This is a genomic window from Sphingomonas asaccharolytica NBRC 15499 (assembly GCF_001598355.1).
GTDB lineage: Bacteria > Pseudomonadota > Alphaproteobacteria > Sphingomonadales > Sphingomonadaceae > Sphingomonas > Sphingomonas asaccharolytica.
The window spans coordinates 15,780-30,949 of record NZ_BCYU01000010.1 but is presented as its reverse complement, the minus strand read 5'-3'; the positions used below and the strand labels follow the sequence as shown (position 1 = coordinate 30,949).

Here is a 15,170-nt window from a genome sequence, read left to right as displayed (position 1 = left end):
TCACACCTCTCCTATCTTGAGCGGCAGGCTGCGAATGCGGAAACCCGTCGCCGATTGCAGCGCGTTGGCGATCGCCGGCGCGACCGGCGGCACCGCCAGTTCCGACACGCCGCCGGGATCGGCCTCGCTGGCGATCAGCTCAACCGTGATGTCGGGCATATCCGCCAGCACCGGCAGATCGAGATCGCCAAACCCTCGGACGGTGGCGAGACCATCTTTGAACCGGGTCGAAGCGCCGAGCGCCTGGGCTATGCCGAACACCAGCCCGCCTTCGATATTCTGGCGGACGATGTCGGGATTGATCTGTCGCCCGCAATCGATCGCGGCGACGATGCGGTCGATCCCGATCGACTGATCCTCCTCGATATGCGCCTCGGCAAACACCGCGATATGGCTGCCGCGAAAGCTGTGGCAGGCGATCCCCTGCCCGCTGCCCATCACGCCGCCTTCCCACCCGCCGAGCGCCGCCACCGTCGTCAGGCAACGCGCCAGCCGGGCATTCCCGCCCAGCATCGCGACGCGGAACGACAGCGGCTCGGTATTGGCGGCGTGCGCCAGTTCGTCGATGAAACATTCGTTGAAGAAGCAGGTGTAGCTGTGTGCGCCGGACCGCCAATGGCCAGTCGGAATCCCGACATCCGCCGGATGATGATCGAGCGCCCAATTGGGGATCTGGTAAAAGGGCGTGCCGCCGGCGACGGCATAGGCATCGCCATTGGCGGGAAGCACCAGCGCGGCCTGCGCCGCCTTGTCGCTCGCCAGCAGCCGCGCCGCGAGTTCGTGTCCGGTGGACGGCGCGGCGATCTTGGCGAGCAGCCCGACCAGCCGTCCATTCTGATCGACGCGGCCGGTCATCCGCGCCGCGGCGGGCGCGCGGAAGCGATCGTGCACGCAATCCTCGGCGCGCGACCATGTGAGCTGGACCGGTCGGTCGACCGCTCGCGCGATTGCCGCCGCTTGCACGCCGGCGTCCGATTCGAGCCCGATCCCGAACCCGCCGCCGATCGGCATCGGATGGACGATCACCGCATCCTCGCCGACACCCATCGCCGCCGCGACCGCCGACCGCGCGAGCCCGGGGGCGAGCGTCGGCATCCACAATTCGACCGACCCGTCGCTCCAGGCTGCAGTTGCCGTGCGCGGTTCGATCGCGGCGTGGAGCGCCGGCGCGGCGCGATATTCCGCGCTCACCACCTGCACGCCACGAAAGGCGGCGCCGACATCGCCGGCGGCGCCGATCCGGACGCCGTCACCGTTCAGTGCCACGTCGAGCGCGCTGCGGATCGAATAATCGCTCGCCCCGCCGACCGGCGCGGCAAATCGCGGGGCGAGCGCCGCGAGCGCCCGGTTGGCCGCCCACCAATTGTCGGCGACAGCAGCGACCCAATGCTCGCCCTCGACTACTTTGAGCACGCCGCGCACGCGATCCGCCGCCGCTTTGTCGGCACTGACCAGCCGGCTGTCGGGCGTGGGACCCTGGCGGATCGCCGCGAACACCATGCCGGGCAGGCGCATATCGGCGGCGAAATTGACCGAGCCGTCGATCTTGGCCGGACTGTCGAGCCGCTGCAGCGACTGGCCCGACAGCCGGCCATTCTCGCCCGCGCGCAACGGCAGCGGATCGGGCAGACTACCGCCGACCGCCTCGGCCGCCAGTTCGCCGAACCGCAATTTGTCCTTGTCATGGACGACGAAACCCTGCGCGGTGCCGGTCGCCTGCCAATCGGTATTCCACCGTTTCGCCGCCGCTTTCTGCAACAGCACGCGCGCCGCGGCACCCGCATCGCGCAGATCGCCTTCGAACTGGCGCACCGACGTCGACCCGGCGGTTAGCATCAGCGCCGATCGCGTGACATGGCCCTCGCGCAGGTTCTGCGGCAATCGGTCGAATACGCCTTCGAACAATTCCGATACCGCCAGCGGATTGGCATAAAGCGGGTTGAGCGGCGCCGGCTCGACCGCGACGGTGCGCCAGTCGGCGCCGAGCTCGTCGGCGACGATCTGCGGCAAGGTGGTCCAGCTCCCCTGGCCATGCTCGGCCTGCGGCACCGCGACCGTGACATGCCCGTCCTCGCCGATCTTCAGCCAGGCGTTGAAGATATGCTCACCCTTGGCGGCAGTGAGGTTGGGGCCATAACGCCGCGGCCACACCGTCCAGGCGACGACCAGCCCGACCCCGGCCCCGCCGCCGATCAGCAGCTGACGGCGCGTCAGGCGTTTTTCTGGTGGGATTTCGTCGGCCATCAGAAGCGGCCTAGCAAATCCTCCCCGGCACGGGGAGGGGGACCGCGCGACGAAGTCGCGTGGTGGAGGGGCCCCGCTACAAACGAGCAACAAGCTAGTGGGTGGTGGATGGCGGGGCCCCCTCCTCCATTCGCTGCGCGAATGGTCCCCCTCCCCGTTCCGGGGAGGATTTAGGCAGCCGCCAGCGCGCGATATTTGGCGCGCAGCCCGACCTTGTCGATCTTCTCCGTCCCCAGCCGCGGCAACGGGTCGGCGGCGATCCAGATCCGCGCCGGCACCTTGAACGCCGCGATATGCTCGCACAGAAAGCCTTGCAGCGCGGCTTCGTCGACCGCCTCGCCGTCATGGAAATGGACCACCGCGCCGGGCACTTCGCCGAAGCGTTCGTCGGGCAGACCGAACACCGCCGCCTCGGCAACCAGCGGGTGTTCGTAGATCGCCGCCTCGACTTCCTGGCAGCTGATATTCTCGCCGCCGCGGATGATGATGTCCTTCTTGCGGTCGACGATGAACAGATAGCCGTCCTCGTCGAGATAACCGATGTCGCCGGTCAGGAAATAGCCATCGGGGCTGAACGCCGCGGCGGTCGCATCGGGCCGATGCCAATATTCGCGAAAATTGCAGATCGAGCGGATCGCCACCTCGCCGCGCTCGCCCACCGCCAGCTTGTTGCCGGCATCGTCGAGGATCGCGAGATCGACCAGGGGCGCCGAGGCACGGCCGGTCGAATTGGGTTTGGCGAGGTAATTCTCACGCCAATTGCCGCAGCCGACGCCGTTGGTCTCGGTCAGGCCATAGCCGATCAATGGCGCGCCGCCGCCCATCTCCTCGTTGATCCGGCGGACATGGTCGACCGGGCGCGGCGCCCCGCCTGCGGCGAAATCGGTGACCGTCGATAGATCGTAGTTGGCGCGATTGGGATGAGTCAGAATTTCGAAGCTCATCAGCGGCACGCCGACGAAATAACTGATCTGCTCGCGCTCGATCAGCCGCATCGCGTCCTCGGCATCCCATTTCGGCATCAGCACCAGCTTGCGACCCATCGCGAAGCTTTGCAGCATCACCGGCACCTCGGCAGTCACGTGGAACAACGGGACGTTGAGTAGGGTCGATGGCTGGCTCTGCGGCGGGTTGCCGTCCTCGGTCGCGAAACCCAGCATCATCAGCGCCTGGCTGAGGTAATTGAGCGTCGCCTGAAGCACCGAGCGATGGTCGCTGAGCGCACCTTTGCATTGCCCGGTCGACCCGCTGGTGAACAGAATCGTGGCGAGATCGTCGGGACCAAGCTCGGGCAGCGCCGTCTCCGCATCGCTCGACACCCCGGCGAGCGCCTCGGACAGCGGCTTGACATCGTCGATCACCACGACGCGCGCGGTCAGGCCGTCAATGTCGGCCAGCCTTTTGCCGCGTGGCGGATCGGCGAACACGATCGAACATTCGACTTCGGCCAGCGCGCTGGCTAATTCCTCCGACTGCCACCAGCCGTTGAGCAGCACGGCGATGCCGCCCGCCATCAGCACGCCCATATAGAGCGCGATCCAGGACGGCGAATTGCGCATCGCGATGCCGACCCGGTCGCCGCGCTTGATCCCCTGCGTCACCAGCGAGCGCGCGACGCCGCCGGCCTGGTGGTACACCTGTCCGAACGTCAACCGCTCCTCGCCCGCCACCAGGAAGGTCACGTCGGCATGCTGGGCGCAGAAATGCGCGAAATAATGCGACAGGCTGGGCGGCGCCGCGGCTATCGCAGGATAGGTCCGTCCGCGCACCTCGATCTCGCTCACCGCCATTGGCGCGCCGGGGCCGGTCAGCTTCGCGATTCCGCCGTCCATCCGTACATCCAGCGCGCTGGGCATCGGCATTCTCTCCACCTGGTCTTTGTCGACTTGGGACCCTGACCCCCTTATGGGAGCGACAAAGCCCGGGGAAAAGCCTTGATCCTGCACGCACTGACCGCGATGAATTTCGACGACCTGCACCTTAACCCGGTGCTGCTGCACATCCATTTGTTCGGACGCGATTTATTCGACATCAAATGGTATTCGATCGCCTATATCGCCGGCATCGTCGTCGGCTGGATGTACCTGATGCGCATGCTCCGCGCGCCGGGCGCGCCGATGGCCAAGCGCCATGTCGAGGATCTGGTGTTCTACGCGACCCTGGGCATCATTCTGGGCGGGCGGATCGGCTATGTGCTGTTCTACGATCCCAAGCTGTTCGCCTCGTTCGGCTTCTTCAAATTGTGGGAAGGCGGCATGTCGTTCCACGGCGGGGTGATCGGCACCTCGCTGGGTATTTTCTGGTTCGCACGGCGCAACCAGCTCAGCTGGCTGCGCGTCCATGATTATGTCGCCTGCTGCGCGCCGTTCGGATTGTTCTTCGGGCGCTTGGCCAATTTCGTGAACGGCGAATTATGGGGCAAACCCGCCGATCCCAATTTGCCCTGGGCGATGGTCTTCCCCAATGCCGGAATGATGCCGCGCCATCCGAGCCAGCTCTACGAAGCGCTGCTCGAAGGCGTAGTGCTAGCCGCGCTGCTCGCCTACGCCTTCTGGCGAACCAAGGCGCGCTACGAGCCGGGCAAGCTCGTCGGCCTGTTCCTGACCGGCTACGGCCTCGCGCGCTTCACGGTCGAATTCTTCCGCGAGCCCGATGCCCAGTTCCAGGGCACGATCTTCGACAACGGCTATCTGCACATGGGTCAATGGCTGTGCGTGCCGATGATCCTGGGCGGCATCTATCTGATCTGGACGGCCAAGGGCCGGCGCGACCGCGTCACGCCGATCGCCGGGGATGAAAGCGTCGCCTGAGATGGACGGGTCGCTGCCCGATCGGCTGTCGCGCGCCATCACCATGGCGGGGCCGATCCCATTGTCGCAGTACATGGCGGCGGCCAACGCCGAATATTATGCGACTCGCGACCCGTTGGGATCGGCGGGCGATTTCACCACCGCCCCTGAAATCAGCCAAATGTTCGGCGAACTGATCGGACTATGGGCCGCCGATCTGTGGCAGCGTGCGGGCGAGCCCGATATCTATTGGGTGGAACTCGGCCCCGGACGCGGCACGCTGACCGCCGATGCGATGCGCGCGATGGGGCGGGTCGGGCTCGATCCGCCGGTCCATTTCATCGAAACCAGCCCGACGCTGCGCGCCCGCCAACTGGCCGCGGTTCCCTATGCGACCTGGCACGACGATATCACCCAGCTGCCCGACGACCGCCCGATCATTGCGGTCGCCAACGAATTTTTCGACGCGCTGCCGATCCGCCAGTTGGTCAAGGCGGGCGATGCCTGGCGCGAGCGGATGGTCGCGTGCCAGGATCTGCTATTCCTGCCGATCGCCGGCAGGGACGTGCCCGCCAGCGTGATCCCGGAGAATCTGCGCGACGCGCCGGTCGGATCGGTGATCGAGACGTCGCCGGCGTCTGTGGCAATTGGTCGCGCGCTGGCGCAGCGCTTGATGCTGCATGGTGGCGCCGCCTTGGTGGTCGACTACGGCTATGACGGTCCCGCCATCGGCGACACGTTGCAGGCGGTGAGCGGTCACCAATTCGCCAATCCATTCGAGGAACCGGGCAGCCGCGACCTGACCGCGCATGTCGATTTCGCCACTTTGGCCGCGGCCGCCGGGATTGAGGGCGTGCGGGTCGACGGCCCGGTCGGGCAAGGCGCTTTCCTGACTGCATTGGGAATCGATCCGCGCGCCGAAGCGCTGGCGCGATCGACGCCGGAGAAGGCCGAGGCGATCGCCGCCGATCGCGCGCGGCTGGTCGAGGACGACCAGATGGGGACGTTGTTCAGGGCGATGGCCTGGACCGCGCGCGATTGGCCAATTGCAGCAGGATTCCTATGATCGAATATCGCGATGCTACCCCCGCCGATGGCAATGCGCTCGACGCCATGGCGCAGGCGATCTGGATCGAGACGTTCGCGCACGGCGTCTCGGTCGAGGATGCGGCCACCTATCTCGCCGAGGCCTATGGTTCCAACGGCAAGCTGCTCGCCGATCTGTCGAGCGGAGCGGCGCGCTTTCACCTCGCGCTCGCCGATGGTCGGGTGGTCGGCTATGCCAAGATCAACCCGCCCTGGCTGCCCGATGCCGAACCCGGTGCGCTGCAATTGAGCCAGATCTATGTCAGCAGCGACCAGCACGGTGCAGGCGTCGGCAAAGCGTTGCTCAACTGGGCGATCGCCACCGCGCGGGCGCAAGGCGCGACGGCGCTGCTCCTCACCGTGTGGGAGGAAAACCACCGCGCGGCCGCTTTCTATCGCAAGCACGGCTTCGAGCATGTCGGCGATTATGCCTTCGCTGTCGGCACGCAGATCGACACCGATCACATCATGCGGCTGGCACTGTGAGCGCGGCGATCGCCTATCGCGACGCGACGCCCGCCGATGGACCGGAACTCGCGGCAATGGCGCGGCGCAGCTTCACCGACACGTTCGGTACGCTCTATCGCCAGGAAGACCTCGCGCAGTTCCTCGATGCGGCGTTCGGATCGGCGGGGTTGCCGGCCGACCTCACCGACCCCGCCTATCGCGTGCGGGTGGCGACCGACAACGACACCATCGTCGGTTATTGCAAGATCGGCCCGGTCACCTTTCCCGGCGACTGGCCGGATAATGCGATCGAGCTGCACCAGCTCTATATCCTGGCTGATCATCACGGCACGGGCCTGGCGCCGGTTCTGATGGATTGGGCGCTCGATCAGGCACGGGCGCGCGGCGCCGGTGAGATGATCCTGTCGGTCTTTGTCGACAACCATCGCGCGCGACGCTTCTACGAACGCTATGGCTTCGAAGAGATCGGCCAATATAAATTCATGGTCGGCGATCATGAAGATGACGATCGGCTGATGCGGTTGGCGCTGTGACGGTCGAGGTCAATCGCGCCCGCGCGCTCGATGACGTGGCGCACGGCTTTCTCGGGCGGCGCGGCGGCGTCTCGACCGGGATCACCGCCGGGCTCGATCTGGGCCGGCGTGGACAAGTCGAGATTGGCCCCGACCTCGCCGAGAATCGCCGCCGCGCGATTGCCGCAGTGCTGCCGGGCGCCGAGCTCGTCACGCTCTATCAAGTCCATTCTGCCGACTGCGCGACGCTGTCTGTGCCTTGGGATGACCGTGAACGGCCGCGTGCCGACGCCATGGTGACCGACCGTCCCGGTTTCGCACTCGGGATCCTGACCGCGGATTGCGCGCCCGTCCTGCTCGCCGATCGCAACGCCGGGATAATCGGCGCCGCGCACGCCGGGTGGAAAGGCGCGATCGGCGGCGTCGCCGACGCGACCGTCGCCGCGATGGAAAAGCTCGGCGCCGACCGCGACCGCATCTTCGCCGCGATCGGTCCGTGCATCGCGCGCGCCAGTTATGAGGTCGACGAGGCATTCCAGCACCGCTTCGAAGCCGACGATCCCGCCAACGAACGCTTCTTCGCATCCGCCCGCGACGGCCATGCGCAGTTCGACCTCGAAGGCTATGTCGCGCATCGCCTCGCCACCGCCGGGGTGCGGACCATCGAAATGATGGGGCTCGACACTTATACCGACGCGGATCGTTTCTACAGCTTCCGCCGTGCGACGCATCGCGGCGAGCCAGATTACGGAAGACAGATTTCGATCATCGGGATTTAGTTTCTTCTGAAACCACACGGCGCTACAGCGTCGGCCAAAGGAGTAGATGATGCCCAAGACGCCGACCGAAACCGAAGCCGATTTGACCGGGGTCGAAGCCCTGGCGCCCAAGAAGACTGAGCCGGCATCGATCGGCGGGCGCAAGCTCAAGCCGTCGACCCTGATGATGGGTCATGGCTATGATCCGACGCTGTCCGAAGGGTCGCTCAAGCCGCCGATCTTCCTGACTTCGACCTTCGTCTTCCCCAACGCCGCCGCCGGCAAGCGCCATTTCGAGGGCGTGACCGGCAAGCGTCCGGGTGGCGCCGAGGGCCTGGTCTATTCGCGCTTCAACGGACCGAACCAGGAAATCCTCGAAGACCGCCTCGGCATCTGGGAAGGCGCCGAAGACGCGCTCGCTTTCTCCTCGGGCATGTCGGCGATCGCCACCTTATTCCTGGCGATGGTCAAGCCCGGCGACACGATCGTCCATTCGGGCCCGCTCTATGCCGCGACCGAGACGCTGATCGCACGCATCCTCGGCCGCTTTGGGGTCCATTGGCTCGACTTCCCGGCTGGCGCGACGCGCGACGAGATCGACGCGGTGCTGCAAAAGGCGTCGTCGGGCAATGTCCCGCTAATCTATCTCGAAAGCCCGGCCAACCCGACCAATGCCCTGGTCGATGTCGAGGCGGTCGCCGCCAGCCGCGACGCGATCTTCACCGGCCCCAACAAGCCGCCGATCGCGATCGACAATACCTTCCTGGGGCCGCTGTGGCACAAGCCGCTCGAGCATGGTGCCGACATCGTCGTCTATTCGCTGACCAAATATGCCGGCGGCCATTCGGACCTGGTCGCGGGCGGCGTGCTCGGGTCGAAGGAGCACATCAATACGATCCGGCTGATGCGCAACACGATCGGCACGATCTGCGATCCCAACACCGCCTGGATGTTGTTGCGTAGCCTCGAGACGCTCGAACTGCGGATGAGCCGCGCCGGCGAGAATGCGGTCAAGGTCTGTGAATTCCTGCGCGACCATCCCAAGGTTGAGAAGGTCGGCTATCTCGGTTTCCTCAAGGACGGCGAGGACAAGCGCCAGGCCGATATCTACGAACGCCATTGCTCGGGTGCGGGATCGACCTTCTCGCTCTACCTCAAGGGCGGCGAGAAAGAGGCATTCGCGTTCCTCGACGCGCTCAAGATCGCCAAGCTGGCGGTCAGCCTGGGCGGGACCGAGACGCTGGCGTCGCATCCCGCCGGGATGACCCATCTGTCGGTGCCCGATGCGCGCAAGCAAGCGCTGGGGATCACCGACAATCTGGTCCGCATCTCGATCGGCGTCGAGGATGCCGACGACCTGATCGCCGATTTCGAGGCGGCGCTGGAAACGGTGTGAAGGGGAATCTCCCCTCCCGCGAGCGGGAGGGGAATTCGCTCCATTGTGACGTCGAACCTGATTTCGGGTCGCAAACAAACCGGCTATGACTGACCCCGACTGACCTTGCAGCGGGGAGTAAGGGCATGGGGAAGCCGTTCAATTTCGTCCAGGCCGCGATCCTGAAGGCGCTGGCAGAGGCGCTGTTCCACGATACCGTCATGGTGATCCCCTCGAGCCAGGTGGTCGCCAACCTCCAGCGCCAGTTCGCGCTGGTGAAGGGCGGCAAGGCGACCGAGATCGGGCTCAGCCTCTACCTGCTCTGCCTGGTGATGGGCGGGCCGCTCTTCCTGATCCTGAGCCCGGCCTGGCGCGCGCGGCAAGTCGCGAAGCGGCTCGAACGCACGCGCAACGACCTGATGCAGGACCTCGCTCGCGTGCGGAGCGTGGTCTATGCTGGCTATTACGGCCACTGGCAGGGCGAGACCCAGGACGACAATCGCGACAATCCGGTGTTCGCGCAGATCGGCTTCACCCTGCCCGCGCATCGCGATCGCTCGGCGCCGGGCGAAGTGCCGATCACCGATTTCCCCGGCCGCGATCTGACCGATGCCGACATCCTGAAAGAGGCGCCCGACGAGGCCGGGGTGATCGTGATCGGATCGGGCGCGGGCGGTGCGGTCGCGGCGGCGACTCTCGCGGCGCAGGGACACGACGTATTAGTAGTCGAGGCCGGTCCCTTCTATCCTTCATCCAAGATCAATCACCGCGAATGGGAAATGACCGCGCGGCTGTTCGTCGATGGCGGCGTGCAGACCAGCCGCGACCACGACGTGGTCGTGTTCCAAGGCCGCGTCGTCGGCGGATCGACCGTACTCAACAACGGCATCTGTCTGCGCGTCAACCAGTCGGGGCTGACGCATCCCGACGCGCCCGACATCTTCGCCAAATGGGCCCAGCTCGGCGCGCCGGTCGACCGCGGCCGGTTCGATGCCGCTTATCGTGCAGTGGAACAACGCTTGTCGGTCGGACCGATCGACCCGCGCGCCGGGCGCAACAACGGCCCGCATCTGCAACGCGGCTGGGCAGCGCATGCGGCAGCGACTGGTCTCCCGGGCGACCAGGCCGCCCCCACCCCCTGGTTCAGCAAGAATTACGGCCCCGATTCCGCCGGCGCGGCGTGCGCCTATTGCGGCTATTGCAACACCGGCTGCCCTTATGGCCGCAAGCAGGGCATGGCGCAGTCCTTCCTGCTCGATGCGCGCAGGAGCGGCGCGCACATCCTCGCCGACACCAATGTCACGGCGATCCGCTGGGAAACCCCGCTCGATTGGGACAAGCGGCGCGCGACCGGAGTCGAGGTCGTGCTTGCCGACGGCCGCAAGCATTTCATCCGCGCGCGCGAAGGCGTGGTGGTCGCCGCCGGCACGATGGCGTCAAGCCGGATCCTGGCGGCGAGCGGGATCGACGGTACCGGTACCGGTATCTCGCTCAACATCGCCTGTCCGGTGGTCGCGCTGATGCCCGGCGAGCAATCGATGCGCAGCTGGGACGAGGACCAGATGGCGACCTATGTCGACCACGGCGATTTCCTGCTCGAATCGCATTTCCAGCCGCCGATGAGCATGTCGACCCTGATGCCCGGCTGGTTCGGCGATCATGCCCAGCGGATGCGCAATTACGGCCGGCTGGCGTCGGCCGGCATCCTGATCCCCGCCGATCGCTGCGGGCAGCTGATCGACTCCGGCCTGAGCTTCAAGCTGCGCGACGATGTCGAAATCCCGTTGATCAAGCGCGCGCTGTCCGCGCTGACCAAGGTCCATTTCGCGGCCGGCGCGGAGGAAGTCTATCCGGCGCTTGCCCGCGGTCAGACGCTCAAGCCCGGCGACGATGTCGACGCCTTTTTCGACAGCGCGATCGGCGAGGCCGACGACATCACCTTGTCGAGTTCGCATCCCCAGGGCGGCAATGCCCGTGGCAAGGATCGCGAGCATGGCGTGGTCGATCTCGATTGTCGCGTCCACGGCACCGCCAACGTGCTCGTCACCGATGCCAGCACCTTCGCCAGCTGCATCCGGGTCAATGCGCAGCTGACCACGATGGCGATGGCGCATTACGCCACCGCGATCGCGCCGTTCTGAGCGTCACCCGGCCAGGGCGTCGTCGAGCAAGCGGAGGTCCCTGCCCCTGGTTTCGCGACCAAACCAGGCGCATAGGCCGAGCGCGAGCGCTGTCGGCACGACGATCAGCCCCGCGGTGACGCCCATCGCCGGGACCAAAGCGGTGATACTGAGCGCTTGGGCGGCGACGCCGCCACCCTTGGTGCACGCCGCGACCCAGCCGGTGGCGCGGCCACGGACGCGCAGGGGAAAGCTTTCGGCGGTATAAGGCAGCAGGATCGCGATGATCCCGTTCGATCCGACGATCAGCAACGCCACCGGCAACACCGGGCTGCCGACCCCGGCAAGCTCGAGGCGCAGCACCCCGACCAGCCCGAGCAAGGTGACGCCGATCATCGTGACGAGCGACCATTTGGTGCTCCAGCGGCTGTACATCAGCGCGGCGACGAACACCGTCGGGAAGGCGATCAGCGCGGACTCCGCGAGCAATTTGCTCGACACCGCGACCGAATAGCCCTTGGCGACCAGGTCGGCGGGCAACCACAGCAGCAGTCCGAAATTGATCAATCCCCAGGCGATCGCGGCGATCGACAAAGCGGCGAGCTTGCCGACCAGCTTGGCGCCGGTCAGCGCATGACTCCCCGTTCCCGCCGGCAGCGGCGGCAGCGGCGTCAGCCGCTTGGCGGTCGATCCGAACCGCGCCATCACGGCCCGCGCCTCGACATCGCGGCCCCGTGCCAGCAGGAATTTGGCGGATTCGGGAATGAGCCCACCAAGCAATACCAACAGCAGCCCGCTCGGCAGGTTGAGCAGCCACAGGATACGCCAGCCGTAAGCCGGCTGCAGCAAGGCGGAAAAGCCGCTCGCCGCGAAATAGCCGCCGACCGCGCCGAGCCCGCCGACCAGTACCAGGCTCCAGCCGCGATGCTTGTTGGGCATCATCTCGGCAAGCAGCGCATAGGTCACCGGCAGCATGCCGCCAGCGGCCGCGCCCATCATGAAGCACATGCCGATATTCCAGGCGAGGCTGGGCATCGCGCCGCAGATCGAGGTGCCGACGAACATCACCGCCGACAGCAGGATCGACGCCTTGCGGCCGTAGATATCGGCGATCACGCCCCATAGCACCGACCCGGTCACGGTGCCGATCAAGGCGAAGAATGGCACCAGGCTGACCGTCGCTTTGGGCACGCGATATTCGCTGACCATGCCGGGCACGGTGAAGCCCAGCGACGCCGGCTTCATCACGTCGATGATCAGCGCGATGACGAGCACCAGCATCAGCCGCCAATGCGCGCCGCTCAACGGAGCATCCTCGGGCGCGGAAATCTCGATCGCGCCGCTCTCTGCGCGTTGCCTGGCGATGTCGCGGGGCAGCAGGCCGTAAGCCGCGACACCAACACCGCCGATGATCAGCCCCATGCCGAGCACCATGTCCCAGCCCATCGCCATGCCGGCGAGCCGGTAGTGCATCGTCCGGCCCATCAGGAACATCGGGATATGCATTGCCACGCCGATCGTCACCGCGACGCAGCCGAGCGCGAACGCCCAGAGCGCCTGACGATCGCTGAGTGTCGTGCTGAGCCCCCGATTCATAGAACTAGCCGTCGCCGACGCGTTCGATATCGGCGCCGACCGCCGATAATTTCTCCTCGAGCCGCTCATAGCCGCGGTCGAGGTGATAGACGCGGCTGACCTCGGTCTGGCCGTCGGCGACCAGCCCGGCGATGATCAAGCTCATCGATGCGCGCAGATCGGTCGCCATCACTGGCGCGCCGATCATGTGGTCGACCCCGCGCACCACCGCCGTGCGGCCGCGTACCTGGATGTCGGCGCCCATCCGCGCCAGCTCGGGCACGTGCATGTAGCGATTCTCGAAGATCGTCTCGGTCAACACGCTGGCGCCATCCGCCTTGCACAGCATCGCCATGAACTGCGCCTGCATGTCGGTGGCGAAGCCGGGGAACGGCGCGGTCGACAAGGTCAGCGGCTTGAGCTTGCCGTCCGACGAGACGAACAATGAGCTGCCCTTTTCCTCAATGCTGACCCCGGCGTCGATCAGCGCGGCGATCGTCGCGCGCATGTCGTCGGCCTTGACTCCGACCAGTTCGACCGACCCGCCGGTGATCGCGGCGGCGCAGGCATAGCTGCCCGCCTCGATGCGGTCGGGCATCACGCGATAGGTAGCGCCGTGCAGGCGGTCGACGCCTTCGATCTCCAGTCGCTCGGTCCCCACCCCCGAAATCGAAGCGCCCATCGCGAGCAGCAGATTGCACAGATCGACGATCTCGGGCTCGCGCGCCGCATTCTCGATCACCGTGCCGCCCTTGGCGAGCACCGCGGCCATCACCGCATTTTCGGTCGCGCCGACCGAGACGATCGGGAAGGCGACGCGTCCGCCGGGTAGACGCCCGCCCGGCGCGATCGCTTTCACATAACCGGCGGCGAGTTCGATCCGGGCGCCCATCGCTTCGAGCGCCTTGAGGTGGAGGTCGATCGGGCGGTTGCCGATCGAGCAGCCGCCAGGCAGCGACACCGTCGCTTCGCCCGCGCGGGCGACCAGCGGCCCCAGCACCAGGATCGACGCGCGCATCTTGCGCACGATATCGTACGGCGCCTCGGTCGAGGTCAGCCGCCCCGCCCGCATCGTCATGACGCGGCCAAAATCGCTCGGCCGCGCGCCTTCGATCTCGGTCGACACGCCGAGCTGGTTGAGCAGATGCCCGAAGCTGTCGACATCGGCCAGCCGCGGCAGGTTGCGCAGCGTCACCGGCTCTTCGGTCAACAGTGCGCACGGCATCAGCGTCAGCGCCGAATTCTTAGCGCCCGAAATCGGCAGCTTGCCCGTCAGGCGATTGCCGCCGCGAATGAGGATACGGTCCATTCAAAGGCTTCTATCGCCCGCCGCACCACAAGCAAGCGTAACGCGTTCTTGTATTTCAGCAGAGCTGAAACGGGGGCGGCACCGGCCCGGCGAGGCTGCAACAATGACTCCAACACCCATTGATCGACTTTAATGCACAGGTCCGCGCGCACTGCTCTGTACGCCCCAAGTTCCGGGGGAGTATTCTTCGACGTGTCAGGCAGTTGTTTCGCCGAAAGATTGGGCGATCTGGTTACCCTTACCCCGGCGGAACATGCGGCACTCGAACGGATCGAGGAACGCGAGCGGCCGATCAGGCGGGGCGCGACGATTCAGCGAGAGAATGATCGCGCCGGCGAGATGTTCGTCGTGCGCAAGGGCATGCTGATGTCCTCGACGCTGCTCGACGATGGCAGCCGCCAGATTCTGCGCTTTCTGTTCCCTGGCGACATGATCGCCTTGTCGAGCCTTGTTTATACCGAGACGCCCGAGACGCTCACCGCGCTCAGCGATGCGATCGTTGCGCCGTTCGAACGCTCAGCCTTGAGCGAGATTATCGCCGCGCATCCGCGGCTCGCGGCATTGTTGCTGGTCTATAGCCAGATTGAGCGCGCAGCCTTGACCGACCGGCTTGCGGCGCTCGGTCGCACCTCGGCCAAAGCGCGCGTCGCCGCGATGCTGATCGACATGCGCAACCGCCTGCGCGCGGGTGACAAGTCGATTACCGATACGTTCACGATCGGCCTCACGCAGGAAGAGATCGGCGATGCTACCGGCCTGACCGCGGTTCATGTCAACCGGATGCTACGCCAGATCGAGGAAGAAGGGCTGATCGCGCGCGTGAACGGGCGTGTCACCTTCACCAACGAACGCGGGCTGCTGCGCGCCGCCAATTACATCGACCGCTATGAGGGTCTCGACCTGAGTTGGCTGCCGGCACCGCGTTAGAGCTCGG

General features: G+C 66.1%; 12 protein-coding genes. 8 read left to right on the top strand and 4 right to left on the bottom strand.

Going from position 1 to position 15,170, the window contains the following annotated elements; all coding sequences use genetic code 11:
- Nucleotides 1-2,244: a xanthine dehydrogenase family protein molybdopterin-binding subunit gene (locus tag SAS01S_RS04175; RefSeq protein ID WP_066805270.1), complete on the bottom strand. Its 2,244-nt coding sequence runs from the start codon at nt 2,242-2,244 to the stop codon at nt 1-3.
- Between the two features lie 170 nt (nt 2,245-2,414).
- The gene (locus SAS01S_RS04170) at nt 2,415-4,100 is read right to left on the bottom strand and encodes a class I adenylate-forming enzyme family protein (RefSeq protein WP_174544933.1); all 1,686 of its coding nucleotides are present in this window, start codon (nt 4,098-4,100) and stop codon (nt 2,415-2,417) included.
- Nucleotides 4,101-4,202: 102 nt separating this feature from the next.
- Between SAS01S_RS04170 and lgt the strand changes: the two genes are divergently transcribed.
- The 7 genes from lgt to SAS01S_RS04135 all read left to right on the top strand — a co-directional run bounded on the left by lgt (nt 4,203) and on the right by SAS01S_RS04135 (nt 11,373).
- Nucleotides 4,203-5,054 (top strand): prolipoprotein diacylglyceryl transferase, encoded by an 852-nt coding sequence (gene lgt / locus SAS01S_RS04165; RefSeq protein ID WP_066805268.1) that lies wholly within the window; start codon nt 4,203-4,205, stop codon nt 5,052-5,054.
- Nucleotide 5,055: 1 nt separating this feature from the next.
- A complete protein-coding gene (locus SAS01S_RS04160) occupies nt 5,056-6,099 on the top strand; it encodes a class I SAM-dependent methyltransferase (RefSeq protein WP_245656740.1) in 1,044 nt (347 codons plus the stop codon).
- Entirely contained in the window at nt 6,096-6,605 is a 510-nt protein-coding gene (locus SAS01S_RS04155; protein WP_066805263.1) for a GNAT family N-acetyltransferase, read from the top strand. The genes SAS01S_RS04160 and SAS01S_RS04155 overlap by 4 nt, the downstream gene beginning before the upstream one ends.
- Nucleotides 6,602-7,120, top strand: coding sequence for a GNAT family N-acetyltransferase (locus SAS01S_RS04150; RefSeq protein WP_369405706.1), 519 nt, complete (start codon nt 6,602-6,604; stop codon nt 7,118-7,120). The genes SAS01S_RS04155 and SAS01S_RS04150 overlap by 4 nt, the downstream gene beginning before the upstream one ends.
- Nucleotides 7,117-7,878, top strand: coding sequence for a peptidoglycan editing factor PgeF (gene pgeF, locus SAS01S_RS04145; protein WP_066805260.1), 762 nt, complete (start codon nt 7,117-7,119; stop codon nt 7,876-7,878). The genes SAS01S_RS04150 and pgeF overlap by 4 nt, the downstream gene beginning before the upstream one ends.
- A gap of 49 nt (nt 7,879-7,927) precedes the next feature.
- Nucleotides 7,928-9,253, top strand: a complete 1,326-nt coding sequence (locus SAS01S_RS04140; protein ID WP_066805396.1) for a cystathionine gamma-synthase family protein — start codon at nt 7,928-7,930, stop codon at nt 9,251-9,253.
- Nucleotides 9,254-9,378: 125 nt separating this feature from the next.
- Nucleotides 9,379-11,373, top strand: a complete 1,995-nt coding sequence (locus SAS01S_RS04135; RefSeq protein WP_066805257.1) for a GMC family oxidoreductase N-terminal domain-containing protein — start codon at nt 9,379-9,381, stop codon at nt 11,371-11,373.
- Between the two features lie 3 nt (nt 11,374-11,376).
- Here the strand turns inward: SAS01S_RS04135 and SAS01S_RS04130 are convergent, their stop codons facing one another.
- Together SAS01S_RS04130 and murA are read right to left on the bottom strand one after the other, a co-directional pair.
- Entirely contained in the window at nt 11,377-12,948 is a 1,572-nt protein-coding gene (locus tag SAS01S_RS04130; protein WP_066805255.1) for an MFS transporter, read from the bottom strand.
- Between the two features lie 4 nt (nt 12,949-12,952).
- Nucleotides 12,953-14,236 carry a UDP-N-acetylglucosamine 1-carboxyvinyltransferase gene (gene murA / locus SAS01S_RS04125; protein WP_066805252.1) on the bottom strand — a complete coding sequence of 428 codons (1,284 nt, stop codon included), beginning with the start codon at nt 14,234-14,236 and terminating at the stop codon, nt 12,953-12,955.
- Between the two features lie 192 nt (nt 14,237-14,428).
- On the opposite strand from murA, the gene SAS01S_RS04120 reads away from it, so the two are divergent.
- On the top strand, nt 14,429-15,163 hold the full coding sequence (locus tag SAS01S_RS04120) for a Crp/Fnr family transcriptional regulator (protein WP_066805250.1): 735 nt from the start codon (nt 14,429-14,431) through the stop codon (nt 15,161-15,163).
- Nucleotides 15,164-15,170 lie beyond the last annotated feature (7 nt).